Here is a 26,022-nt window from a genome sequence, read left to right as displayed (position 1 = left end):
TTCTGTAATAAATTAAAACTTTGTAGTGAGATAATTAGCCCTATCCCGAATTTATAGTAATAGCATGACATTGGCATTAGGCATGATTGAAGTTTATGGCGTTCCCACAGCAGTGGAAGTGGGAGATGCCATGTGTAAAGCTGCCCGTGTAACCCTTGTTGGTTATGAAAACACTGATTTGGGACGAATTACTGTCTTAATTCGAGGAGCTATAGGCGAGGTGAATGTAGCAGTGACAGCAGGATTAAAGGCGGTGCTGCGAGTTGACGGTGGCGAGGTACTTTCTAATCACATTATTCCCCGCCCCCACGAAAATTTAGAATATGTTTTACCGATTCATCGCAGCGTTAATATCGAGCAGTTCAGTGCAGATATCCGATTTCCTCCACCCCTATCAGTTTAGCTGTATTAAATTTCTGCTGGTAAAGGTTGCCAAATTTCCCCATACTTCTCTTTTAAAGTTTCCCAAGCTTCCACTTGTCCTAGTTCATATTCTCCTGGTTTACCCCATTGTAAAAAGAGGCTTAAAGCAGACTCCTGTTTATCATCTAAAAACCGAATGGCATAGGTTGTAAAGTTACCTCTTTTCGCTTCACCTGTTTCAAATTTCACTTGAGTGATTTTATCCATATTCAAATGAAACTCAAAGCCTTCGGTGTGCATATTCGCATACTTACCTTTAGGCAATTCTGCATAAAATAATTTTTCTATTTTGCCTCGTGCTTCTAATACAGCAGCGCTGCTAGTCACAATTAAACGCAAAGTTCCTAAAGTCTCGCAAGCTGCTAAAAATTCTTTTAATGTTGTGGTCATTTGTCCTTTGTCAGTTGTCATTTGTCCTTTGTCAGTTGTCATTTGTCATTTGTCCTATTCTGCGGGTAGTCGCTGGCGCGTCTACGTCATTTATTAGTTTTTTACTAATGCCCAATGCCCAATGCCCAATGCCCCATTCCCCATTCCCCATTCCCAATCCCTATTTTTCATATTGTTCATAAGCAGCAACAATACGCTGAACTAGAGGATGGCGTACTACATCTCTTTGGGAAAATTCACAAAAGGCAATACCTTCAACGTGTTTTAAAATTTGTAAAGCCACTCCTAAACCTGATTGTTGGTGAAGTGGTAAATCAGTTTGTGTCATGTCGCCTGTAATCACCATCCGCGAACGGAAACCCAAACGAGTCAAAACCATTTTCATCTGAGCAGGTGTAGTATTTTGAGCTTCATCTACAATTACAAAGGCGTTATTGAGGGTGCGTCCCCGCATATAGGCCAGTGGTGCGACTTCAATCACACCGCGTTCCATTAAACTGGGTACTTTTTCTGGATCGATGAATTCATAAATAGCATCGTAAAGTGGGCGAAGATAGGGATTAACTTTCTGCTGTAAATCTCCAGGCAAAAAACCGAGTTTTTCACCAGCTTCGACGGCAGGACGAGTTAAAATTAGCTTTTCAAACTGGTTAGCAAGAAGTGCTTGCACGGCGACAACAACAGCGAGATAAGTCTTGCCGGTACCAGCAGGGCCAATGCCAAAGGTGAGATCGCGTTTGCGGAGTGCGTCGATATATTGACGCTGGCGGAAGGTTTTGGCACGAACTTCTTCACCCCGGCGACTTTTGGCGAGGACATTTCGCTGTAAATCTTGCAGTTCCTCTTGCCGATCGCTATCTATGGCTTGACGAGCTGTTAAAATATCGGCACTGGAAATAGTATTGCCTTTAATCCAGAGGTCTTCAAGCGATCGCACTAATCGAGAAGCCAAATCAATTTGCTTTTCGGTACCAGAAATTACTAATTCCTGTCCGCGTAGTACTAAAGCGGCTCCTGTTTGCCGAGATAGGATTTTGAGATTTTCTTCTCCATCTCCGCCAAGAGCGATCGCACTGGTAATATTCGGCAGCTGAATTGTTAAGGCACCTGCCATAGTATTTCTTAATTGGTGAGGATCTGTATTTGACAAAGGTTAATTTTTTCTCGCTAACGGCGAAATTATACTTTTACTACCTACATTGTGAAAAATTTTTGCAACAAATTAATCGGCTGTAAGGGCATACATTTGTATACCTCTACTGGTCAAAAAGAGGAAAAGGGGCAGGTGATGGGAGCAGCAAAGAATCGCCATACATGAATGTAGGCCTGCTGAAAGTTTGGACGTATTATTTCTCGTATTACACATCTCGAAATAAATACTTTTACTTTTGGGCATAAATAAATTTAGTTGCTCTTTAAGCTTTGTGGCAGGGTAATTCCACTATCTTTCCCCCTGCCCCCTTCTCCCTGCTCCCCTGCCTCTTCGGTGAAGAGTTCAAAAAAAGATTTAAAAATCTTTTTGTTACTTTCCATCTTTATAAAAATTCTGAGCGGAGGTAATCAACGACCGCTCAGATTTACTCTCTAGTTTCAACCTAGCGGAGGCGTGGTTTAACAATGGGTTTAGGCCCATCATTTCGCGGTTCTCTTTTAGTCGGCGGTGGCGATCGATCTTCTGTGTCTTCATCAAAAGACATACCCTCGCGGCCCGGAGTGGTGCTGCCATATATATCCAGGTATGTTGATTGCCCAGCTGCGGCGGCGGCTGCGGCAATTACTGTACGAATCGCCTGAATATTGCGTCCCCCTCGACCAAACACTTTTCCTTTATCTGTGCTTTCAAAAGCGATGCGAACCCAAACCCGGTTGAGGGTCTGAGAAATTTCACAATCAACGCTTAATGTTTCTGGAGATTCCAAAAACGGCTGTACCAAAAACCGAACCAGCTCAACATAGTTGGGGCTAGCTGTTGGGAGTTTTGTTCCGAAATTATGATGCGGCTGTTGCACTGACCTGCTCAAAAACATTAGCTTTTACTAGAATGCGACGAACGGTGTCAGTAGGTTGAGCGCCTTGTTGTAGTCGCTTGACGATGGCGGGAACGTCTAGTCGCACTTCATCAGTTCTGGGGTTATAAAAACCCAATTCTTCTAAGGGACGGCCATCGCGGCGAGCAAGGTTGTTAATAGCGATAATGCGGTAACTTGCTTCCCGCTTTTTACCGAATCGTTTCAAGCGCAGTTTGATCATGGTTGAAGAATCATTCTCCTGTAGTTAGATATTAATTAGCAACTAATTGGTGAGGAAGTAACTTAAATTTGGCTGCTGCCGATAAATTAAGGGTTAGTTTCCTCTGCTAATAAATTCTGAGGTCGAAATGCTAATTTTAGCACTGCCTAGCATTTGCTGCTATTTCTCATTAGTCATTTGTCCTTTGTCCTTTGTCATTGGTTAATGACCAATGACTCTTGACTAAAGATTGCCGAAGCCTTTTTTCTTTTTATCTTTGGGTTTTTTCTTTTTCGTGGCTGAGGCTCCATCATAACCTCGCCATCCTGGGGCTGCGGGACGATTCCCAGCACCTGCGAAGGCGTTGCCCATGCCGCCACCGCCGAACATTCCCGGCATTCCAGGGAAGCTACCTTGACCCATTTGCTGCATGAGCGATCGCATTTTTTGGAAATCACCCACCAGTTTGCTGACATCTGACTCTCTATAGCCTGAGCCAGCAGCAATCCGCCGCCGCCGACTGGGAGAACTGGCTAATAAATCGGGGTCGTGGCGTTCTTGGCGAGTCATGGAGTTAATCATCGCCTCACAGCGCTTTAACTGGGTTTCTCCCTGTTTGAGTTGATCGTCTGAAAGCTTGTTCATCCCTGGAATCATCTTGATCAAGCCTCCCAGAGAACCCATGTTCTTCAGCATCCGCAACTGCTTGAGAAAATCAGTAAAGTCAAACTTTGCTGACAAGATTTTCTCCTGCATTTTCTCAGCGTCGGCTAAGTCAAACTCTTCCTGGGCTTTTTCTACCAAAGTGAGAACATCGCCCATACCGAGAATCCGCGATGCCATGCGATCGGGATAAAACGGTTGCAGTGCCTCGACTTTTTCACCCACGCCCACAAATTTTATCGGCGCTCCCGAAATCTTTCGCACTGAAAGCGCTGCACCGCCACGGCTATCACCATCTAATTTGGTGAGAATCGCTCCAGTAATGCCGATCTGTTCGTGGAAGGTGCGGGTAAGATTGGCTGCTTCTTGACCAGTCATCGCATCCACCACCAACAGAGTTTCATCGGGTTGGACGGTTGCTTTGATGCGGGCTAATTCCGCCATCATCTCTTCGTCAATTTGCAGGCGACCGGCAGTATCAATAATTACTGTGTTTACACCTTCTGCCCTGGCGCGTTCTACACCTTGCCTTGCGATTTCTACGGGATCGGCGTCGCTTCCTAGTTCAAATACTGGTACGTCAATTTGCTTACCCAACGTTAGCAACTGATCGATCGCTGCTGGGCGATATACGTCTGTCGCCACCAACAAGCAGCTACGGTCTAATTTTCTCAAATGTAAGGCTAACTTAGCGGTAGCTGTGGTTTTACCAGTACCTTGCAACCCAGCCATCAGAATAATAGTAGGTTGTTCCTTTGCTTCGGCGATGGGAACATTTTCTTCTCCCATCACCTGCACTAGTTCATCATGAACAATTTTGATGAACTGTTGATCGGGTCGCACGCCGGCAATCACCTCGGCTCCCTGTGCCTTGGCTTCGACTTCGCTAATAAAATCTTTGACTACCTGGAGATTGACATCTGCTTCCAACAGGGCGCGGCGCACTTCGCGCAATGCATCTTGAATGTTGGATTGAGAAATTTTGTCCTGTCCCCGCAGTTTTTTCCAGGCGGCTTCTAAACGGTCAGATAATGCATCAAACATAATGTAATTACAGGTAGTTCGCCAATGGGGAATTCTAAACCGCCGATGAATGCGATCGCGAATTTCCGCTAAAGTTTAAACGTGCTATCTACCAGCTTAGTATTTTTCACCGCGACTGTAGCAATCAGATACCTACCTTTATTGAAGTAGTAAACCGTCTTTTGGGTGTAAATTTTGATTTTTCAAAGGGAAAAATGCCAGCACTACAGATAAATTAAGGATTTTAGGGTAAATAGTTGGAAACCGCAGGAGAGCAAAAATATATGAAAGAATATAGAGCATATATGTGCGACTTTGGGCATCAGTGGTCTATTTTTAAGGATAAACAAGACCCTGAAGATGAAGGAGACTGTGTATGCTCAGAAGGTCATCCCGCAGTAATGCTCAAAAAGGAACCAGCAGTTGATGATGTTCAAATGACTTTTAGACCAGCAGGTAGAGTAGTAGATACAGTTAAGCAGCAGGTTCATGGACGAGGCAAATACTACATAATAATCTCCAACTTAGCAGGCACGCAGGAGAGAGTTTCAAAAAAAGTATATTCTTGGGAAGAGGTATATCAAATTGGTAAAAGGTTTGATAAGCGTTCATTTGAATGGGCATTAAACTACTGGGAAAGTCTTTCTCTTTGACTGGATTCTGGGTAGAACATACAAGCTTCAGCGAAAATAAATTCAAAAATTATTTATGAGCTAGGTAACTACTTTTAGCCAAGATGTCGCAGCGAATCAAAGTATACTCATACTCGATATACCATTCGTCAAATTCATATATTAATATTGCTCTTGCCGAAAAAGCATTGCGCGGATTGCCTGTTGATATTGAACGACGACCAATTTACATACCGAAGGAACGCGGGATAAAGGTAGCCGATCTCCAAGGAAGAAGTGAAACCGCCGTGTTATCGTCCTATCACAAAGAAGATTGTCTGCGGTGGGCGAAAAAGTACGGCATTGAAATTCGGCTCAAGGAGTTTGAAGAATTTGGTCGGTGGGTAAAACGCTGGGAGAAAATGAAGTTTGACCGCGAAGAACTTCCCGCGAGAGCCTATTACGCTGCTTGTGTAACTGGGAAGGAACATCTGCTTGATGCCGCGTTCTTTCGAGCGACGTACATCGATCGGCTTGATGTCAACGATGAGTCTGTGATTAAGAAAGTTGCAGATGATGTTGGGTTGAATGGCGATCGCATTCTTGAATTAATCCACGGCGAAGCAGCAAAACTTGCAGCAGTGGCAGCTTTGGCAGAATACGAACAGTTTGGCTGTCCCGGAGTCCCGACTTGGGTAATCGAAAATGAGAGGTTTTGGGGAAAGGATCGTGTTGATTGGGTAATAGAAAAGGTAAAACAATTAATTACAGCAGAATACAAAATTTAGAATTCAGAATTCAGAGTTTAGGAGTAAAACACGCTTTCTATCTGAGTAACAGACAAATCGTTGTGTACCTAACCAACTTGAAATCTGCTCTTTTAATGCTTTAAGACAATTCGATAACGAGCCTTGCCTGCTTCAAGATGAGCGAAAGCTTCATTTACTTGGCTAAAATCAAAAGTCTCTGTGACAGGTTCAATGCCATGACGCGCGGTAAAGTCGAGCATTTTTGCGATTGTTATCGGCCTACCTGTAGGGCTACCCGATATGGATTTTTGACCAGCAATTAAAGGAAACGCATAGGCTTGAATTGGATTTGGTACAACTCCTACAAAATGTAACCGTCCTTTGGGACGCAGTGCATTAATGTATATTGCCCAATCTAAATCTGCATTCACTGTTGAGATAATTAAGTCAAACGAGTTGGTAACAGACTCAATCGCTTTGGCATCACGAGAGTTAATAAAATGATTAGCTCCTAACTCACGGGCTTCAGACTCTTTATTTGGATTGGTTGAAAATGCTGTAACATCACATCCCCAAGCTTTCAGAAATCGTAGTGCCATGTGTCCAAGTCCTCCGATCCCAATTACACCAACTCTATCGGTTGGCTTGACATCGAATTGAACAATGGGGTTGAACACGGTAACACCTCCACAGAAAAGCGGCCCTACCTTAGCAGGATCAACGGCTTCTGGCAGAGGAATTACCCATTCTTCATGGGCGCGCACTTTGTCAGCGAATCCGCCATAACGACCGACAATCGTCTGCTCTAGGGTTAGGCATAAGTTGTGATCCCCCGACATACAATATTCGCAGTGCATACAAGAATGGGAAGACCACCCCAATCCGACACGCTGACCGATTTTGAGCGTGGTAACGCGATCGCCGACAGCTGGAATTGTTCCCACAACTTCATGACCAGGCACAAAGGGATATCGACTGCTGCCCCAGTCATTTTTGAGCATACTTAGGTCGCTATGGCAAAGTCCGCAATATTCAACATTAATTTCTACTTCTCGATCTTTCAGCACACCTGGATCGTATTCAAATGGTTCTAGTGCTGCACCTACTGCTTTGGCTGCGTATGCGTGAATTATGTTTAATTTCTTCTGTTGGCTATTTGTAGAATTATCGTTCTTTTTCGGTTTTTCCTCGATAAAACTTTCGATACATCAAGAACACTCCTTGTCTTGCACCTGAATATACTTCTAGAGTCTGATAATTTAGATACTGTCACCTTTTCTTTCTTTTTCAGCAGCCCTACGTTAAAAAAATTGATTTTTAGAAAGAATTTTAGCCTTAACTCAAACGTATTGGCTTATTCCTGGTCTAATCCGTTGACTTTAACTACTGTTTTTTATTTGTTACCTGACGAATCGGCAACTCAATCACAAAGTCTGTACCTTTGCCAAGCTCAGATTGGCAGTATATTTTACCGTTGTGTTTTTCTGTAACTATCTGATAGCTGATAGACAGTCCCAAACCTGTACCTTTACCGACAACCTTAGTAGTGAAAAATGGATCGAACAGTCGAGATAGGACTTTTTCATCTATGCCGAGTCCGTTGTCGGCGATGCGAATGACAATCCAATCTTTATTGAGCAAGGAGGTAGAAATTTGGATTTTGCAGGGGTTTTTTGCCAGTGCTTCAGAAGACTCCTTTGTGGTTCGTTCTTCTAGAGCATCAATGGCATTAGACAGCAAATTCATAAATACCTGATTCAACTGACCGGGATAGCATTCTATTAGAGGTAAAGTAGCATAATCTTTGCTCACATGAATGGTGAGGCTATCAGCTGAGGGCTTCAAACGGTTTTGTAAAATCATTAATGTACTGTCGATGCCTTCGTGAATATTTGCTGGTTTGAAGTCAGCTTCGTCTAGGCGCGAGAAGTTCCGTAAAGATGTGACAATTTCCCGAATGCGTTCAGTGCCGACCTGCATGGACTGGAATAATTGAGGTAAATCTTCGACCAAATACGCTATTTCGGCTTTTTTGAAGAACTCTTGGATTTCTGGTGCGGCATCAGGATAATGATGCCAATAAAGTTGCACATAGTGAAGCAATTCTTGCGTGTATTGGTGAGCGTGTTCTAAGTTGCCGTGGATAAAATTAATCGGGTTATTAATTTCATGGGCAACTCCCGCCACCAGTTGCCCCAAGCTGGCCATTTTTTCAGCGTGGATAATTTGCATTTGGGCAGTACGCAGTTCATTCAGTGCTTGAGCGAGTTGATTCGCTTCTTCACGAGTTTGACCCAGCAAACTAGATTGTTGAAATAAGTTGGCTTGACGCAGTGCTACGCTGAGTTGAGCCGCCACTTGGGTGACAAATTCCAATTCCGCTTCTTCCCAATGACGTGTATGGGTGCATTGGTGAATGCACAACAACCCCCACAGTTCATCCCCTTCCATCAATGGCACAATAATCTGTGCTTTGACTTGGAATCGCTCAATTACATCCAGATGAGGTACTTTGGAGCCAACGCTGTTGACATCAGATATTACTTGCACTTGCCCTTGACGATATTGCGGTGCATATTGATCGCCGAAGCAATAGTCTTGCACCTTCACGGCGAGGGCAGAATCGAACTTGGGTAAGACATCTTCAGCAATAAATTCACCGCTACAAAAACCAACATTCGGATCGAAGCGGAAAATGCCAACTCGATCTGTATTTAGCGATCGCCGCACTTCCTGTACTGTAGTCTTAAGGATCGTCTCTAAATCCAAAGATTCCCGAATTTTGACGACCAAATCAAATAAAATCCGGCGCTGTTCAGCCGATTGTTGCAGTTCATCGGCGCGAGTTTGAATTTGAGTCACCATTTGAGAACTTTGCAGTGCCACTCCTAGTTGGCTAGCAACTTGTCCCAAAAATTCCACTTCCACACTATCCCACTGGCGCGGTGCGGAATGTTGATAGGCAGCCAGCAATCCCCACAAATTCCGTCCCACAAAAATTGGGGTTAACGCATAAGCGCGAATTTTGAACTGCTCCAAAATATCGAGGTGACAGCGCGAGTGTCCAGCTTGATAAATATCCTCTACAGCAAAATTTTCGTTGTTGCGGTAGCGCCCGCCTTTGGTTTCTTGAAGGTGAGTATCTTCCCAAACGAGATTTTTGCCAAAGGGATTAATACTGTCCCACTGTGCCTCAAGCATGCCGAAATTACTGACGAATTCGCCACTCCAGTCTTGATTGAAGCGATAAACGCCAACTCGCTCAACTCGCAGCAGTTTACATACTTCTTGGCAACTAGTTTTTAGAATTAAATCAATATTTAAAGAGGAGCGAATTTTCCCAACCACTTCAGTTAATGCTCGTTGCCTTGCGATCGCATCTTTGAGAGCAACTGCCTGTTGTTTCGACTGAGCTAAATTCTCGGCTTGCTGAATCGCGACTCCCAATTGTGCCCCTACCTGTCCCAGAAACTCCACTTCGTAATTTGCCCATTGGCGCGGCCCGGAGTGTTGATAGGCTGCTATCAGTCCCCACAGTTTTGGGCCGATGAAGATCGGTGCTAAGGTATATGCCCGAATCTTGAATTGCTCCAAAATATCCATGTGACAACGCGAGTGTCCGGCTTGGTAGATGTCGTTGACAGCAAAACTTTCGTTATTGCGGTAGCGTCCACCTTTCGTTTCTTGGAGATGGGTATCTTCCCAAACGAGATTTTTGCCAAAGGGATTGATTCTATCCCACTGCGCCTCTACCATCCCGAATTGGCTGACAAATTCGCCGCTCCAATCTTCATTAAAGCGGTAAATTGCTGCCCGCTCTAACTTCAGGAGTTTGCAGAGTTCTTGACAGGCAGTGTCTAGAATAATTTCGGTATTTACAGAGGAGCGAATATTTCCTACTACTTCCGTTAAAGCCCGTTGCCGCGCGATCGCATCTTGCAGTTCTGCTGTGCGTTGTTTGGTTTCTTCTAGGGTTTCTGTCTGCTGCATTGCTAGGCCAAGATGGCTGGCAGCTTGAGCGAAAAATTCAACTTCGTGAGGATACCATTGCCGAGGAGCGGAGTGTTGATAGGCTGCCAGCATTCCCCACAGTTTTGGGCCGATGAAGATGGGTGCGATCGCATACGCCCGAATCTGAAACTGTTCTAATACTTCAATATGACAACGAGCGTGCCCTGCATCGTAAATATCAGCCACAGCAAACGGCTCATTTTTGCGATATCGCCCTCCCTGAGTTTCTTGCAAATGTGAATCTTCCCAAACCAAATCCTGTCCAAAGGCAGTCAATGCATCCCAAGGATGTTCTGCAAAGCCAAAACGATTGAGAAAACTACCGCTCCAGTCAGTGTTAAAGCGATAGATTGCAACTCGCTCAATCTTCAATTGCCGACAAATATCTTGACAAGAAGTCGAACAGAGGGATTCTATATTTACAGATGCGCGAATCTTAGCCAGAATCCTCGCCAATATTTTTTGATATTGAACCGTTAGCTGTAGCTGTTTGTGACAATCTTGCAGGTCTAAGTGGTTCGACGTTCCATAACTGTTCGCTGTCATAAATTATAAATAAAATAGACTACCTATTTTCAGTATTCCCTTGTTTATTTGTAATTGCTCAACTAGTCTTAGTTAGTGGAGAGTCTTGATTACTTTTAGTTTACTATCAAGGCTTCTTTTGCCTCGTTGATAGTTGTTTAAGGTCAGGCAGTTTTTCTATTTATTCAGTTAATCTCTATTTTGGCCTCTTGTTAAGAGTGTTGAGCAATGACAAAATCAATTCATAATTAATTTTGGGTATAGAGCGGTCTAACTTCAATTCTGAAAAATATAAAACTGGTAAGTATTTTTATTCAAAAATACCTGAATTTATCCGTAGTGGAAAAATTACATAAATAACTCATATTGATTGCGTCAAAAAGCTCAGTACACATCTATATTGCTTCTGTCCCCTGTTTCTTTAAGCTAATCAGTATTCAAGTTGCATAATCTGGGCGCTCATGTTGCCATAGGTGTCAACTTCAGCTGGAAATAGCTTATCTGTTAGCTTACATCCCCGCCCGGAAATAAATTTTCCGGCTTTAGCTTAACTCTACTTCAGTAGACTGGAGATTTTTGGCGATATTTAGTCATCTTCAGATGACTTTAGCGATGAGACGGGAATTTCAATTCCCGGCGGACAAGGGGTTTGGCGTTAAGTTGATACCAATGGGCAATGCCGTGCCCCTACACCTTGCGATGTAATCTTACGTGAGTTCGACGAGTACTATTTTGACCTCTCCCCCAGCCCCTCTCCTGGTAGGAGAGGGGAGCAAAAACTTTTGTTTTCTCGTTACTCCTCCCTCTCCCAAGGGGAGACGCAACGCGTTCGCCTTTTAGGACAGGGAGGCTGTCCGGGAGAGGTCTGTCGAACTCACGTTAATCTTGTATAGCAAGGGACTGAGAACTGGTGACTGGGGATTGGGTGAAAAGTCTTGTTGTGTCTAAGTTTTATCATCTGTTAATGTCCTAACCACCAAGGCTTGTGCTATACCTCATCTGAATGGGAACCGCTATAAACACTAGGGGCGCACTGCTAGCAGTGCGCCCCTACAAACCACCTATATTGCAACCTACAAAAGTTTCAGGTTATGAAATCCAGATTACTTAGTAATGATTTAGGTTAATGCCAGCTTTTTTTGCCATTGCTTCTAACCCATTAATTTGTAGGGTTTTAATTGCTTTGGTAGACAACTTTAATCTCACCCAGCGATTTCCAGCTTCCCACCAAACCCGCTTGTCTTGCAGATTAGCGTGCTGAAGGCGTTTAGTACGGCGGTGGGAGTGGGAAACAGAATAAGCGTTATTTGCCTTCTTACCAGTTAGTTCACAGCGACGGGACATAGCTACTATCTCCAGATTGTTATTTTAATACAGCCTTTCCATTTTAGGTCTTAGGCAGCAGAAGTGGAGAGATAAGGGGGCAGGGGGGCAGGGAAGCAGGGGAAGCAGGGGAGAAATAACTCCAAACTCCTAACTCCTAACTTCCCACTCAGCACTATTTACTCGCTTGTTCCGTCAGCTTGGTGAGTACCTCATTAGATCGCTCGACGAAGGATTTCATTCCCTCAGCGTCAAATCCTTTCTGAGACATCAGCGCTAAATCGTAAACGTGTTGACAAATCAAGTTGACTAACTGATCTGTAGACGATTCACCGTTACCTTGAATGATACTACCTTGATTAATATTTGCCAGATTTTGAATCAACGGGTGAGCAGTATTCACCAGCAAAATGTGATCTTCGGGAAACTCTGCTGACTGCTGCTGCATCATGGCGTTCATTTCGCGCAGGCGGCGAAGAATCTCTGGTAAAAGCACGATCGCAGGTGGTGTCCCTTGAGGATCGTCTGATTTCAACGCTTCGGTACGGATGTTGAGTTTGGGTTTGTTGAGGGATTTCTCAAATAACTCTTTGATCGTCTCACTGCGAGTTTTATTCGTCTTGGGATCGACAATTTCCTTATCTTTATCTTGTTCTAGCAGAGTATTATCTAAATCTGAGTCTACCCGCGTAAACTTGACATCCTGATATTCGCGCTCTAGGAAGTTGATAAAGTGGGTGTCGATGAAGGAGTCCATAAACAGGACTTCCAAGCCTTGATTTTTGTGCAGTTCTATGTATGTAGATTGGGTAGCTTCATCGGTGCTGTAGAAAACTCGGTTTTCGTGGCGTTCTTTGTTGCGTTCTAGATACTCTTTCAGCGTAGTATAAGGAGCGCTGGGAGTTGAGTTCTCAGAACTGGGTGAAGGAGTGACATCTTGCCAAGCATCGCCGTCTGAAGACTGGACTTCAACCACTGGAGTTTCAGCAGCAACTTTTTCTGTCAGCTTGGCGGTGGTGCGGAAGACGATGATATCTTCGATTTGTTTTTTGAATTTCTCGTCGTTGAGAACGCCGAATTTTACGAAAGTGCCGAGGTCTTTCCAGGCGCTAATGTATTGTTCGCGGTTGTCGCGGAAAAGTTCTTTGAGGCGATCGCCTACTTTTTTGGCAATGTAGTCACCAATTCGCCGCACGGTGCGATCGCCTTGCAAAGCACTCCGCGATACGTTCAGGGGAATATCGGTGCTATCAATCACACCCCGCATCGGCATCAGAAATTGCGGGATAATTTCTTCGCAGTTGTCGCTAACAAAAACTTGATTGCAAAATAGCTTGATCTGTCCTTTGGTAACATCTACATCCGGTCGCATTTTCGGGAAATACAGAATCCCGTTGATGATAAACGGATAGTCTGTATTTAGATGTACCCATAACAAAGGTTCTTCCTGAAAAGGATACAGATAGCGGTAAAACTCTAAATAATCTTCTTTAGTCAGATTACTTGGAGACTCTCGCCACGGCGCTTTTTGCTTATTTAATACTTCGCCATCAAGTTTAATCGGAACTGGCAAGAAGTCGCAGTAGGTCTTGACAAGATTCTTAATTCGTGCTAGTTCGAGAAATTCCTCTTCTTCCCCTTGCAGGCTAAGAATAATAGTAGTACCGCGAGTTGTTCGGGAAGATTCTTCGAGAGTGAAAGCTGGGGAACCATCACAAGACCAGTGAACCGCCTGCGCCCCTTCTTGGTAGGATAAGGTATCAATTTCTACCTTTTGCGCCACCATAAAGGAAGAGTAGAAACCAAGACCGAAGTGGCCGATTATCGGTTGATCTGATTTGCCTTCATACTTATGAATAAATTCTTCCGCACTAGAGAAGGCAACTTGATTGATATATTTCTTAACTTCATCTGCGGTCATCCCGATACCGTTATCGGAGATGGATAGAGTTTTCTTATCTTTGTCAATGGCAATTTCAATTTCTGGTTCGCCGATGTCTCCAGCATAATCGCCGGCGCGGGATACCATTTTCAGCTTTTGGATGGCGTCTACAGCGTTGGATACCAGTTCCCGCAAGAAGATTTGATGATCTGAATAGAGCGACTTCTTGATGATCGGGAAAATATTCTCAGTATGAATACTGATAGTGCCTTGTTCTAGCATAATTGATAATCTTCGATGTTAGTATCTGAAATGATGATAGTAGGTAATACAACTTAGCCTTCTGCTTTCCAGGATAAACCCGGAGAGCACAGAAGGGCATGATACCAATTAGGATTTTAAAAGCATAACTTAGGCGATCGCACCTTTTTTGAGCATTGTTTGCCCCCATTTTCTGATTCGGATTCCCCTACTTCCGACTCCCCGCTCCCCACAAATTGCTGTTTAAGTATTACTAGAATTCTTTTCCAACACCAAAAAATAATGGTATGGATAAGTGGGATCGATAAATTCTTGCTTAACAGTTAACCCAGCTTTGGCAACAGAGTTTAAAATCCGCGTTTTCGGATATCCTTTTAAACCCATTTCCCAGCAGTGTTCGTCACAGACTGGCGTTGTACTCCAGAATTTTGGCACATTGAATAGTAAATGCCTTGGTCTACCTGAGAAAGAAGTTTTCACCTGAAATGAAAGGTATTGAGTGCAATAGGGAATCGAAATCACCAAAAATTTCTTAGTTGCAATAGCAAGTTTTCTCAATGCTTCTTCTGACTCAGGGTAGGGGAAATGTTCCAGCACTTGAAACAGGACAATCGCATCAAATTTATCTTTTGGTAAGGAAAAATCTGTAGTCAAATCCAAAATTATTTCTGGTTTGAGGCTGGGGTCAACATCAGCAGTGGAGACGTTGTATCCATTATTCTTCAAGATGTCTGTTAACAGAGAATTAAAAATCCCAATTTCCAGAACGTTTTTTACCTGATTACCCAGCGAAAAAATTAGACGCAACTGGTGATGGTAACTGATGAGGCGATTTTTGGATAAATATTCTGAATTTCTAATATCTAACGAGCTGATGAGTTGCATAAATAAGCCTACCTAAGCTGAGAGATTAACAAATCTGGTGCGCATACAACTACAGGATTCCCGGAAAAATCAGCAAAGTAACATCAGAACCTCACTCCAAACCTCTCTCCTACAAGGAGAGAGGCTTTGCATCTTACTCCCCTTCTTCTCCTACGAGGAGAGGTTAGAGAGAGGTAGAGAACAGGTTAGGGGGATTTTCCAGGGCAAAATATAATTAACACCAAGCGTATTGGGTTAACGAGTAGGATTCTACGCGCTAAAGTATTTTGCTAACGGGTGATAGGTAATAATCGCAGTGGTAGACTGTTCTGGATAAAGTTGTTCGCTTTCATCCATATACAAGTTAATCCTGTCAGTCTGCAATAACTCCAGTTGCTTGTACTGGTCTTGAATGTTGGGACAAGCTGGATAGCCAAAACTATACCGGGAGCCGCGATAGCGTTGTGCTAATATATCCCGAATATTATCGGGTTCCTCAGCAGCAAAACCTAACTCCCGGCGAATTCTAGCGTGTGTCCACTCAGCTACAGCTTCCGCCACCTGCACCGCCATACCGTGGAAATACAGGTAATCGGTGTATTGATTGGCAGCAAACAACTTTTGAGCGAACTCTGTGGCAATTTCCCCGACAGTCACCGCTTGCATTGGGAAGACATCAATAATTCCCGACTCCTTCGGTGCAAAGAAATCTGCTATGCACAGCCGCCTTAAAGACTTTTGTCTGGGAAACTCGAAAGTTGCAATCTGTTGTGATTGACTTTCTGAGTCATATATATGTAGAGAATTCCCCTCAGCTTGACAAGGGAAATACCCGTAAATTACCTGGGGGTGTAACAGATTCTCCTCAATAATTCGCTGTTTCCAACTTTCTAAAATTGGATACACTTTCTCAGCCAAGAAAGCCTGATATTCTTCCTTGGATTGTTCCTTTGGTTTACGGAATTGCCACTGTCCAGCAATCAAAGCTTGTAAATCTAAATGCCAGAATATTTCCTGAATGGGAATATCACTAGGCTGCAATAACTTCGTTCCCCAGAAAGGCGGTGTCGGACGTTCAATATCTATCGCCACAGCATCAGAACGCCGCGTATCTACTACTTTTGGTTCAGCAGATGTTTCTTCAGCAGTCTTAGCTTTTGCTTGTTTGTTACCATTAGTCGAAACTTCAGCCGTTTCGACTTCGTTCAAAAATCCTTGCAAATCTTCCCAGTTATTAGTTGCCTTTGCTGGCATTAATTTATCCATGAAGTGCAAGTCAGAAAAGGCATCTTTGCCATAAACAACTTTACCTTTGTAAGTGTTTTGGCAATCTTCATAGACAAACTTGGGAGTCAGCGCTGCACCACCTAATATCACAGGGACACTAATTCCTTTTTCGTTGAATACCTCCAAGTTCTCTTTCATGAAGGCGGTGGATTTTACCAGCAAACCACTCATGGCTATACAATCAGCTTTGTGCTGTTCGTAAGCGTTGATGATGTTTTCCACCGGCTGTTTAATTCCCAGGTTAATCACCTTGTAGCCGTTGTTGGATAAGATGATATCCACCAAGTTTTTACCAATGTCGTGGACATCGCCTTTGACTGTGGCAATGATAAAGGTTCCCTTGGCATTGTTACCCGATTCTGATTTTTCCATGAACGGTTCGAGAAACGCTACCGCCGCTTTCATGGTTTCCGCAGATTGCAAAACGAAAGGTAACTGCATTTGTCCAGAACCGAATAATTCCCCGACAACTTTCATGCCATCTAGCAGGAAGGTGTTGATAATTTCCAGAGGGGGATATTCTTCTAAGGCTTTTTTGAGATGTTCTTCTAAGCCGATGCGTTCGCCATCGATGATGTGACGTTTGAGACGTTCTGGGATGGGGAGACTTTCATCTAAGGAGCGATCGCGCTTAGTTGTCACTCCAGCAAATACTGTGGTAAGCTCTCCCAAAGGATCGTAAACGCAAACATTACCCTCAAATTTGCGCTCATCATAAATCAACTGACGACAGATTTCTTGATGGCGGGCGTCAATCTTCGAGAGCGGTAAAATTTTGTTAGCGCTGACAATGGCTGCATCCATTCCCGCCGTAGTCGCCTCGTGTAAAAATACTGAGTTCAGCACCATCCGCGAAGCTGGATTCAAACCAAAGGAAATATTGGAAACACCCAAAATCACATGACATCCAGGTAATTCTTGACGAATCCGCCGAATCGCTTCAATTGTGGCTTTACCGTTTTCTCGGTCTTCTTCAATCCCGGTAGAAATGGGTAACGCCAGGGTATCAAAGAATATTTCTGTGGGTGGTATGCCGTATTCTACAGCTTGGCGGTATGCGCGTTGGGCGATCGCAAACTTTTTCTCGGCTGTCCGCGCCATCCCATCTTCATCGATAGTACCAATGACTACACCAGCACCGTATTTTTTCGCTAATTCCAGCACTTTCAAAAAGCGCGGTTCTCCATCTTCGTAGTTGGTGGAGTTCAGCAAACACTTACCACCGGCAATCTTTAAACCCGCCTCCATCTTTTCCCATTCGGTGGAGTCAAGCATTAAAGGTAATGTCACATTATTAACAATGCGCGAAACTAATTCGTGCATATCTCGCACGCCATCGCGTCCGACATAATCGACGTTAACATCGAGGATGTGTGCGCCTTCTTTTACTTGCGCCCTCGCCATTGACACCAGTCCATCCCAATCTTCGGCATTAAGCAAATCGCGGCACTTCTTGGAACCACTGGCGTTGAGACGTTCGCCAACAATCAAGAAAGAATTATCTTGCTCGTAGGGCTGAGTAGTGTAAATTGATGCTGCTGCTGGTTCTAAGCTAGGTTGTCTAACTTTTGGCTTCAGACCTTTAGCGACTTCTGCCAATTGTTGAATGTGTTCTGGACGCGTCCCACAGCAACCCCCGATCACTTGGACACCCAAATCTTCAACAAAATGCATCAGCGACATCCGTAATTCTAACGGTGTCAGTCGGTAGTGCGCTTGACCGCCGACGTTCTCAGGTAAACCTGCGTTGGGAATACAGGAAACTATAAAAGGTGAATGTTCTGATAGATACTTGATATGTGGTTTCATCAAGTCTGGGCCTGTGGCGCAGTTTAGACCGAGAATGTCAATTGGGTAAGGTTCCAGAATCGTCAGCACAGCACTGATTTCTGAACCAACCAACATTGTGCCCATGCTTTCCATTGTCACAGACACCATCAACGGTCGGCGATCGCCTTTTTTGGCAAACACTTCTTCAATGGCATTCAGGGCCGCTTTAATTTGCAGCACATCTTGGCAAGTTTCCACTAAAAATAAATCGACCCCACCATCCCACAGCGCCTCTGCTTGTTCGGCAAAAGTCGCTTTCATGGTGTCAAAGTCAATATGTCCCAAGGTGGGTAGTTTCGTTGTTGGGCCGATGGAACCTGCCACAAACCGGGGTTTTTCTGGCGTGGAAAATTCCGCAGCGACACGCTTGGCTAATTCTGCGGCTGTCTTGCTGAGGCAATAGGCTTGGTCTGCCAAGTCATATTCTGCCAGCACCAGGGATGTACTACCAAAGGTATCGGTTTCAATTACGTCTGCACCAGCAGCAAGAAAGTCGCGGTGAACCTTAGCAACTGCTTCGGGTTTTGTATGGACTAAGTATTCGTTACAACCTTCATACTGCGGGCCGCCGAAGTCTTCAGCAGTCAGGTTTTGGGTTTGTAAATTAGTTCCCATCGCCCCGTCGAAGACGAGGACTGGGCTATCTGGACTACGCAGGCGTTCAAGGAAAGAATGAGTCATATTTTCCTAGAATAAATGAGGAAATCAAGTGAGTCTTGTGATACTCGACTTACTTTATTATTTTCCAAGATTGTGATATTTTCGGCATCTTTTAATAAAGTCTGTTTTGCTGAAACTCACCATTTGCTCATTTTGACCTGTCAAGGAATAATTGACGAGTCCATTCTTTGTAGAGACGGCGATTTATCGCGTCTCTCTAACGTTTCAGTTTTTTAGACGCGATAAATCGCGTCTCTACATGAGCGATAAATCGCGTTTCTACATGAGGGGTTTCTGGCTTATCCCAAGCGTATTGGGATAAAACTGGTGACTTGTGTGTACACCGCAGCCAAAGCATCTCAGGGTGGGGTGTAATGACTGTGGTTAGCATAACTAATTATGCGGACATGATATCACTCTAGAGGTCGCTGGCTCACAAACAAAGCCCTGAAAATGTTGAGTTGAGGAACGAAACGCAACCTACATTGGAGTTATTTTTTAGGCAAAACCTACGCAGTATTGACACAGGTGTGGTTTCACTAATTCTACATATAGTCAGATGAAATATTTTCATCAAGTTTCTTATCTTGGAATCACAGCTTAGAGTTGTTACTCCGTTCAGCTCAAAGATGGAAAAACACCAGGAGTATAACTTGAGTCCTACTATGGATTTAAATTCTTTGTTCAATCTCAATACATTTATTGAATTATTACTGGGGATTAGTTTGAGTGCGGCGGCTGGCTTTCGAGTATTTGTCCCACTGCTAGCATTGAGTGTGGCTTCAGTTTTTGGACATTTAGATTTGCCGACTAACTTTGATTGGCTGGAAACCCCTCAAGCTGTAATTGTATTTGCCGTTGCTTGTTCGCTGGAAATTATCGGTTATTACATTCCTTGGTTGGATCATCTGTTGGATATTGTAGCCACTCCTGCGGCATTTATCGCCGGGACAATCGTCACAGCATCCGTTGCTCCAGAGATGAATCCACTCGTGCAATGGACGTTAGCTTTAGTTGCTGGTGGTGGAACCGCAGGATTAACTCAGGGATTAACGAATATATTGCGGATAAGTTCTACAGGCGTTTCCGGTGGGTTAACCAATCCAGTTGTGTCAACCATTGAGTTGCTCGTTGCCATCGGACTGTCTGTGCTGGCGCTAGCTTTACCAGTGGTAGCAGGAATACTCGTGATTGGTTTTCTAATAATAGCTATTCAAAGAATTTTGAATTTATTTTTGAATAAACCATCTTCTCAAACTAACAAAACCGTTTCTCCATCATGAGAATTGGGATAAGTACTTATGGATTGGTTTCATCGCTGCGATGCCGAATAGCCCATCGTAGACATCGCAATTATAAAGCGATCGCAGTCTTCGGGTGTGTTAGCGCGAAAGCGTAGCGCACCCTTTGAACTGCGTGAATGAGTCTTTTATACTCATGGACGAGTCTTTTATACTCGTGGACAAGTCTTTTATACTCGTCGGCGAGTCTTTTATACTCGCCGACGAGTCTTTGATATTCGCTGACGAGTCTTTTATACTCGCCGACGAGTCTTTGATATTCGCTGACGAGTCTTTGATATTCGCTGACGAGTCTTTGATATTCGCTGACGAGTCTTTTATACTCGCCGACGAGTCTTTGATATTCGCTGACGAGTCTTTTATACTCGTGAATGAACCTTTTAGCTCCATTAATGAGCCTTTGAACTTCTTTAATAAGATTTTTATACTTGTGAATAAGTAAATATTATTGCGAGGCTATCGATGTCTACGATGGACTACGCTTACGCACTCAGCTAATGACCGTGAAAAGCGATCGCACTCAGCTAATTTAAATATTACAGCCGTTTTTATAGGCATGAACACACTAATCCAATTTGTAATGCTTAGTTACGATATACTACTTGAGTAAATATCGCTACAGAGTTGATGAGGTTTGCAGGTGACAAACGAAGAACTGTTGCAAATTATTGAAAAAGCTGCCAGGGAAAAGGTAACAGAGCTAAACCTCTCTAACAATCAACTCAGCAGCCTGCCGCCAGAAATCAGCCAACTCTCCAACTTGACAAGGCTATCCCTCTCTGACAATCAACTCAGCAGCCTGCCACCAGAAATCAGTCAACTCCCCAACTTGACTGAGCTATCCCTCTCTAGCAATCAACTCAGCAGCCTGCCGCCAGAAATCAGCCAATTCTCCAACTTGACAAGGCTATCCCTCTCTGACAATCAACTCAGCAGCCTGCCGCCAGAAATAAGCCAACTCTCCAACTTGACAAGGCTATTCCTCGATAACAATCCCCAACTAACCTCGCCACCGCTTGAAATTGTCAAGCAGGGAACGCAGGCAATTTTGACCTATCTTCGAGAAAGGTTACGGAATAGCCAACAGCAGTGGGTTTCTAAGCTGCTAGTCGTCGGTGAAGGAGGTGTAGGTAAAACATCGTTATTAAGAGCCTTGCGTGGTGAAGAGTTCGACATCCAGGAATCCACCACCCACGGTATTGAAATTAAATGGCTCGATTTAAGCCATCCCAGCAAAGCAGGTACTACAATGCATTTGAAAACGTGGGATTTTGCGGGACAGCAAATCAATCACGCCACGCATCAATTCTTCCTCACCAACCGCTCCCTATTTTTACTCGCCTGGAATGCTCGACTAGGATTTGAGCAAGGTAAACTCTACCACTGGCTGGATATTATCAAAGCTTTAGCCCCGGAATCTCCGATTTTACTCGTCGCCACTCACATCGATGAGCGAGATGCTGACCTTCCCTTAAAAGAGTTACGTGACAATTACCCCCAGATTATCGAACACTGTAAAATTAGTTCTAAAATTAGCCTTGGCATTGAAGAACTTCGGCAAGCGATCGCAGAATCAGCCGCTAAGTTGCCCTTGATGGGTGAAATCTGGCCTACCACCTGGCTAAATGCTGCTAATGCCATCCGCACTCAGCCAAAAAAACAAATCACACCACAGGAATTGTGCGACATCATGGCTGAGTCCCAAGTTGCTGATATTAGCAAGGAAGTGCTGGCGCGATGGCTGCATGAATTAGGCGAAATTCTCTATTTCCAAGACAACGAAGAACTTAATGATACCGTTATCCTCAAGCCACAGTGGGTAACTGAATATATTAGCAAAGTTTTAGAAAGCAAAGATGTAAGCGATCGCTTGGGCATTTTCACCCGTCAGGAAATGAATCAACTTTGGCGCGACTTAGAGCCATCCATGCGCGACCACTTTTTGCACCTCATGGAGCGTTTTGACCTTTCCTACCGCATTCCCGAAAACCGGGATATCAGTTTAGTTGTGGAACGTTTGCCCTTCGACCCGCCTAATTATGAACACAAATGGCAGCAAATTAAACAAGCAGGGGAATGTAATGAAATTTCGATGAAATTTAAACTCAATACCATTCCTGCGGGTATTCCCACTTGGTTTATTGCGCGTCAACACCGCTTCACAACTAATACTCATTGGCGTAACGGTGTCTTATTTGCTTATGAGCAAGAACATTTAGCATTAGTGGAAGCTGTTAAAAGCGATCGCTATATTAAATTAACAGTGCGAGGCCCTAACCCGCTGAATTTTTTTGTCCTGCTTCGAGATGGCATGGAACTCACTCTCGCCAGGTTTCCCGGATTAGATATTAAACGCACAATTCCATGTCTTGGTCATAATGGTCAACCATGCACTCACGAATTTGACTATAAACAACTATCGCAACGCTGGGAAAAAAAGAAAGGAACAATTGAATGCCCAGAAGCTATGGAAGATGTATCAGTGCCAGAACTCTTATATGGCTTAAACTGGAATACTCAAAATGCAGTGTTAGAACGCATTGACCAGTTAGAAAAAACAGTTGTTGACACAGTTGTGGATGGACAAACAGTAATTCTCAATGAATTCAAAAATCTCCTAGAACTGACGCAACGGGGATTTACCAATACATTCCGCCGCGAACAAGCAAAAATTGATTCTCACTGTCCCAACGTCTTTATCCTGTGTCCACATGGCGGTAAAGCTTGGCAAAAGAATCTAACTGGACAGAAATTAGATTTACAACTCTATTGCCAAGCACCGGGTTGTTGGCATCCCACCCAAGAAGGCGGTTTATATGAAATAAATGAACCTGCCAAATGGTTGAGAGTAACTGCACATTATATTGGTAACTTATTCAAAGTCTTAAAATATGCCGCACCGATAATTGGCCCTTGGCTGGGTGTCGTAGATCCCAAAGAATATGAAACGCTATTCAAAAATGACTTAGAACTATTTAAAGAAGTAGCAGCAAAATTACCCGAACTCAAAGAATCTGAAGATTTAGGATTAGCAAACAAAATTGCTATAGATGAAGATTTAGATCCAGAACGCACCGATGGTGCAGCTTTACGTGCCTTACGTCAACTTTTAGAAGAAAAAGATCCACAGCAACACTGGGGTGGATTAAAGAACGTCTTAACTCCAGAGGGACATTACCTGTGGCTATGCGAATACCACGCAGCAGAGTATAAACGCTAACTATTTGAAATTTGAGATTGCAATCTTGAATTGTAGAGACATAATTCATCAACTATTCAAGCAGTAGCAATGGTTTTAAGAGTATTTAAATAGCTCCATAGATAGAGGAAGCATTTAAAACAATTACTTAGCATTCAACATATACTAGTAACGTATATTTGACTAGAATTAAGGTATTATAGCGATTATTATTTGGATACTATAAGCGGTAGGGGTTTACAGAAGTGCGCCTCTTCAAAGGATACGCCAGTTTAGCTATAAATTAATATCTACGGTTTTACAGGTATTAGAAAAATGAAGTTTACAGACTGGGTGACTAGGGTACTACTAATCTGGCTGATGTTCGCCACTTTAATTGTAGTGCTGCTAATTGGACGAGCAACAAAATTACACAACAATCCGACAACCTCCCGTGCATCCAATCCACAGGTTACAGCTTTGAGTCAATATCCCCAGGCGCAATTTCAATCAGCGAAAGAGCCAGAAAAGAAATTTCAAAATGTTATCAAGTCCCCAGTCAAGACTAACCAGCCTGTCGCAAGATACATAACTACTCAAGCTTTTGCACAGTACAGACCTAATTATCAAGTTGCTTCGGTCGATCCAAGTAACTATGGTGAACGGTACGCTCAAGATGTTAACGGCGTTTTCAAATCTCGTTTCCAGCCTAAAGGCTGGAAATGTTGCTCCTAGCGGCTCTGCCTCCCTGGCGGCAGAGCCGCTAGGACGGCATTCCCAGTCTCCGACTGGGAACGAGACAATATCTAAAAGCTGGTTATAGGCTGGCTTTCACGCTAAGTTGACACCAATGACATCTTGTCCGCCCCACAAAAGCTAAATTTTATGCACTATTTTAGCTGTGTCAGTCCAATAGGGTGTGTTAGCGCGAAAGCGTAATGCACCTTTGAACTCCATTAATGAGTCTTTTAGCTCCGTTAACGAGTTTTTGAACTCCATTAATGAGTCTTTTATATTCGTGAATGAGTAAATATTATTGCAAGGTTAGCGATGCTTATCATGAGCTACTAACGAATGCCATCATTATCAATGGCGCTGTAGCTGTCGCTAGGGAAAAGCCCCAACCAAGGGTCAGAACTAGGAGTTAAAAATAGTTCTCCGTATACTTGTTCATTGAGCGCTTCTACACTCCTTGTTTGCTTACCCTGCATAAACCATTGATGAATTTGGCTGTGCAGCATATATTCATTTCTGACTGTATCTAAAGCCATTGTAGCTTCAAAATTTTTCACTATTATCGGCAAATTATCTGCTTGAGTGTTGGCAGATTGAGACTTTTTAGCTCTAATTAGAGAGATGCTGTTTCGATCTAGCTTGACATCGGCGGCATAGAGTTGAGCAATTTTGTCCCAAACTTTCTGGTCAGTAATTTCAGTTAAGGCGTTTTGATTCCGTTCAGCATCAGACTGGAGAGCAGTTAACATTGGCGTTTCAACTCTCATTTTAGAAACTGCTAGAGAGCTTGCTATTTCTGCTGTCGGTGGTTGAGTGGGGTTGCTGGGAGTTTCTACTAACTTAGGAGGAGATTGGATACCCAGGCGGGATAAATCTGCAACCCATTGGCCTTGGATAGAATTTAAATGATCGCTGTGGTATTTTCTTAAATAAGACTCGCGATCGCTTGGTGTCAGTTTACTGTAATTTTTTACTGCTAATTCAGCCTGCTCTAGCTGCCGCAAAAATGCTTTGGGACTATATAACCCTGGAATAGCATCGATTGGCCGACCTGATGCATCCAATACATAATGAATGCTATTGCCTGTAATCGTTCGCTCCAACTTGCGTCCGTCGCCAAAATCAATAGTTACTTTGGGTACAGGGCGCACTGATTGCCAATGCAAAATAAAACGGTCTTGAAGCAGTTTAGAAATTTCCACATTCGGATACAGTGCTACCCTGAAGAATCTACTATTAGCACAACTCAAATCTTGATCCAGCCTACCCAATAACCGCAGAGATAGAATGGGTTTACCACTGGCTCTAGCAGCAGCTTTGGCTTGTTCTATATCAGTGTACCAATACAAATGAGAGGCGTAACAGTCTCTTTGTTGACAAAGTTCGTCTAAAGCTAGCCGAAGCGCAGGAGAAGGTAAAACTGCTCCTGAAGAAGCGGTATTTAATGTATTAGCATGGGATTTAAGAAATACTTCTAACCCTTTTGGGCCCTGTTTCCGAAGTACAGAAACTTCTTGAGATAAGTTGGAGGTTTCAGCTACAGGAGTTTGAGCATCAGCTATCTGCACAAAACCAAAGCTGACTAGGATGAGTGCGAAAGGATATTTGCAGATTCTAAATTTCATATATTTTCAGATATTTTCAAGGAAAATAAGGGGGTGATACCAATTCAAAATTCAAAATTCACGCATTCAAAATTAAGACGTAGCATAAGTTTGGGCGTTTGCATCTGTATCAAATTTATGGTGAAACGGTATGAGGTGGTGGAGAGGCTGTAATTCTCTCTAGAGACGAAACCCAAGATTTACGTTAGTTTGCTGGGTTGTGCTAAAGAGGGCGATCGCTTTTCTTATACTTCTGATATTATAGTATAATTTTATACGAGTTAACTAATAATGCAAAATGTTTACGACAAATCAACCCGTCCAATTTGAACTGTTATAGCAACCGCCAAGGCGGTTAAGCCATAAACTGGAAGTAGACCTTGATGAAAGCTCCAGTAGAACCTCTGGGAAACTGATGCCCAAACCTTATAGTTATGACCTCCGGCAAAAAGTGATCCAAGCAATCTTGCTTG

19 protein-coding genes are annotated in these 26,022 nt (G+C 43.5%); 6 read left to right on the top strand and 13 right to left on the bottom strand.

What is annotated here, in order from left to right:
- Nucleotides 1-64 precede the first annotated feature (64 nt).
- A complete protein-coding gene (locus RMY32_RS03805) occupies nt 65-403 on the top strand; it encodes a carbon dioxide-concentrating mechanism protein CcmK (protein ID WP_322672510.1) in 339 nt (112 codons plus the stop codon).
- A gap of 5 nt (nt 404-408) precedes the next feature.
- Here the strand turns inward: RMY32_RS03805 and RMY32_RS03800 are convergent, their stop codons facing one another.
- From RMY32_RS03800 to ffh, 5 genes are all read right to left on the bottom strand, one after another.
- Nucleotides 409-813 (bottom strand): ChuX/HutX family heme-like substrate-binding protein, encoded by a 405-nt coding sequence (locus RMY32_RS03800; protein ID WP_322709064.1) that lies wholly within the window; start codon nt 811-813, stop codon nt 409-411.
- A 160-nt stretch (nt 814-973) separates the two neighbouring features.
- Entirely contained in the window at nt 974-1,927 is a 954-nt protein-coding gene (locus RMY32_RS03795; protein ID WP_322708991.1) for a PhoH family protein, read from the bottom strand.
- Nucleotides 1,928-2,408: 481 nt separating this feature from the next.
- Nucleotides 2,409-2,840 carry a KH domain-containing protein gene (locus tag RMY32_RS03790; RefSeq protein WP_322708989.1) on the bottom strand — a complete coding sequence of 144 codons (432 nt, stop codon included), beginning with the start codon at nt 2,838-2,840 and terminating at the stop codon, nt 2,409-2,411.
- The gene (gene rpsP / locus RMY32_RS03785; RefSeq protein ID WP_251955408.1) at nt 2,803-3,063 is read right to left on the bottom strand and encodes a 30S ribosomal protein S16; all 261 of its coding nucleotides are present in this window, start codon (nt 3,061-3,063) and stop codon (nt 2,803-2,805) included. Before rpsP ends, RMY32_RS03790 begins: the two co-directional genes overlap by 38 nt.
- 222 nt (nt 3,064-3,285) lie before the next feature.
- Entirely contained in the window at nt 3,286-4,749 is a 1,464-nt protein-coding gene (ffh, locus tag RMY32_RS03780; RefSeq protein WP_322708988.1) for a signal recognition particle protein, read from the bottom strand.
- A gap of 236 nt (nt 4,750-4,985) precedes the next feature.
- Here ffh and RMY32_RS03775 point away from each other — a divergent pair, with 236 nt between their 5' ends.
- Together RMY32_RS03775 and RMY32_RS03770 are read left to right on the top strand one after the other, a co-directional pair.
- Nucleotides 4,986-5,381 (top strand): hypothetical protein, encoded by a 396-nt coding sequence (locus RMY32_RS03775; protein ID WP_322708987.1) that lies wholly within the window; start codon nt 4,986-4,988, stop codon nt 5,379-5,381.
- A gap of 83 nt (nt 5,382-5,464) precedes the next feature.
- Nucleotides 5,465-6,127, top strand: coding sequence for a DsbA family protein (locus RMY32_RS03770; RefSeq protein ID WP_322708986.1), 663 nt, complete (start codon nt 5,465-5,467; stop codon nt 6,125-6,127).
- 92 nt (nt 6,128-6,219) lie between these two features.
- Here the strand turns inward: RMY32_RS03770 and RMY32_RS03765 are convergent, their stop codons facing one another.
- The 7 genes from RMY32_RS03765 to RMY32_RS03735 form a co-directional block, all read right to left on the bottom strand.
- Complete coding sequence (locus RMY32_RS03765; protein WP_322708985.1) at nt 6,220-7,155, bottom strand: NAD(P)-dependent alcohol dehydrogenase; 936 nt, start codon at nt 7,153-7,155, stop codon at nt 6,220-6,222.
- 316 nt (nt 7,156-7,471) lie between these two features.
- A complete protein-coding gene (locus RMY32_RS03760) occupies nt 7,472-10,645 on the bottom strand; it encodes a GAF domain-containing protein (protein WP_322708984.1) in 3,174 nt (1,057 codons plus the stop codon).
- 1,086 nt (nt 10,646-11,731) lie between these two features.
- Nucleotides 11,732-11,968 (bottom strand): 50S ribosomal protein L28, encoded by a 237-nt coding sequence (gene rpmB, locus RMY32_RS03755; RefSeq protein ID WP_322708983.1) that lies wholly within the window; start codon nt 11,966-11,968, stop codon nt 11,732-11,734.
- Nucleotides 11,969-12,122: 154 nt separating this feature from the next.
- Nucleotides 12,123-14,111, bottom strand: a complete 1,989-nt coding sequence (gene htpG / locus RMY32_RS03750) for a molecular chaperone HtpG (RefSeq protein WP_322708982.1) — start codon at nt 14,109-14,111, stop codon at nt 12,123-12,125.
- Nucleotides 14,112-14,333: 222 nt separating this feature from the next.
- Nucleotides 14,334-14,975, bottom strand: a complete 642-nt coding sequence (locus RMY32_RS03745; protein ID WP_322708981.1) for a class I SAM-dependent methyltransferase — start codon at nt 14,973-14,975, stop codon at nt 14,334-14,336.
- Between the two features lie 249 nt (nt 14,976-15,224).
- Entirely contained in the window at nt 15,225-18,752 is a 3,528-nt protein-coding gene (gene metH / locus RMY32_RS03740; protein WP_322708980.1) for a methionine synthase, read from the bottom strand.
- A gap of 196 nt (nt 18,753-18,948) precedes the next feature.
- Entirely contained in the window at nt 18,949-19,122 is a 174-nt protein-coding gene (locus tag RMY32_RS03735; protein WP_322708979.1) for a hypothetical protein, read from the bottom strand.
- 274 nt (nt 19,123-19,396) lie between these two features.
- On the opposite strand from RMY32_RS03735, the gene RMY32_RS03730 reads away from it, so the two are divergent.
- From RMY32_RS03730 to RMY32_RS03720, 3 genes are all read left to right on the top strand, one after another.
- The gene (locus tag RMY32_RS03730; RefSeq protein ID WP_322708978.1) at nt 19,397-20,014 is read left to right on the top strand and encodes a DUF4126 domain-containing protein; all 618 of its coding nucleotides are present in this window, start codon (nt 19,397-19,399) and stop codon (nt 20,012-20,014) included.
- Nucleotides 20,015-20,672: 658 nt separating this feature from the next.
- Nucleotides 20,673-23,252 carry a COR domain-containing protein gene (locus tag RMY32_RS03725; protein ID WP_322708977.1) on the top strand — a complete coding sequence of 860 codons (2,580 nt, stop codon included), beginning with the start codon at nt 20,673-20,675 and terminating at the stop codon, nt 23,250-23,252.
- 294 nt (nt 23,253-23,546) lie between these two features.
- Complete coding sequence (locus tag RMY32_RS03720) at nt 23,547-23,945, top strand: hypothetical protein (RefSeq protein ID WP_322708976.1); 399 nt, start codon at nt 23,547-23,549, stop codon at nt 23,943-23,945.
- Between the two features lie 332 nt (nt 23,946-24,277).
- Here the strand turns inward: RMY32_RS03720 and RMY32_RS03715 are convergent, their stop codons facing one another.
- Nucleotides 24,278-25,570: a hypothetical protein gene (locus tag RMY32_RS03715; protein WP_322708975.1), complete on the bottom strand. Its 1,293-nt coding sequence runs from the start codon at nt 25,568-25,570 to the stop codon at nt 24,278-24,280.
- Between the last annotated feature and the right edge of the window lie 452 nt (nt 25,571-26,022).

The organism is Nostoc sp. ChiSLP03a (assembly GCF_034531215.2).
Lineage (GTDB): Bacteria > Cyanobacteriota > Cyanobacteriia > Cyanobacteriales > Nostocaceae > Nostoc.
The sequence above is the reverse complement of the archived record's forward strand: the minus strand, read 5'-3'. Positions and strand labels throughout refer to the sequence as shown.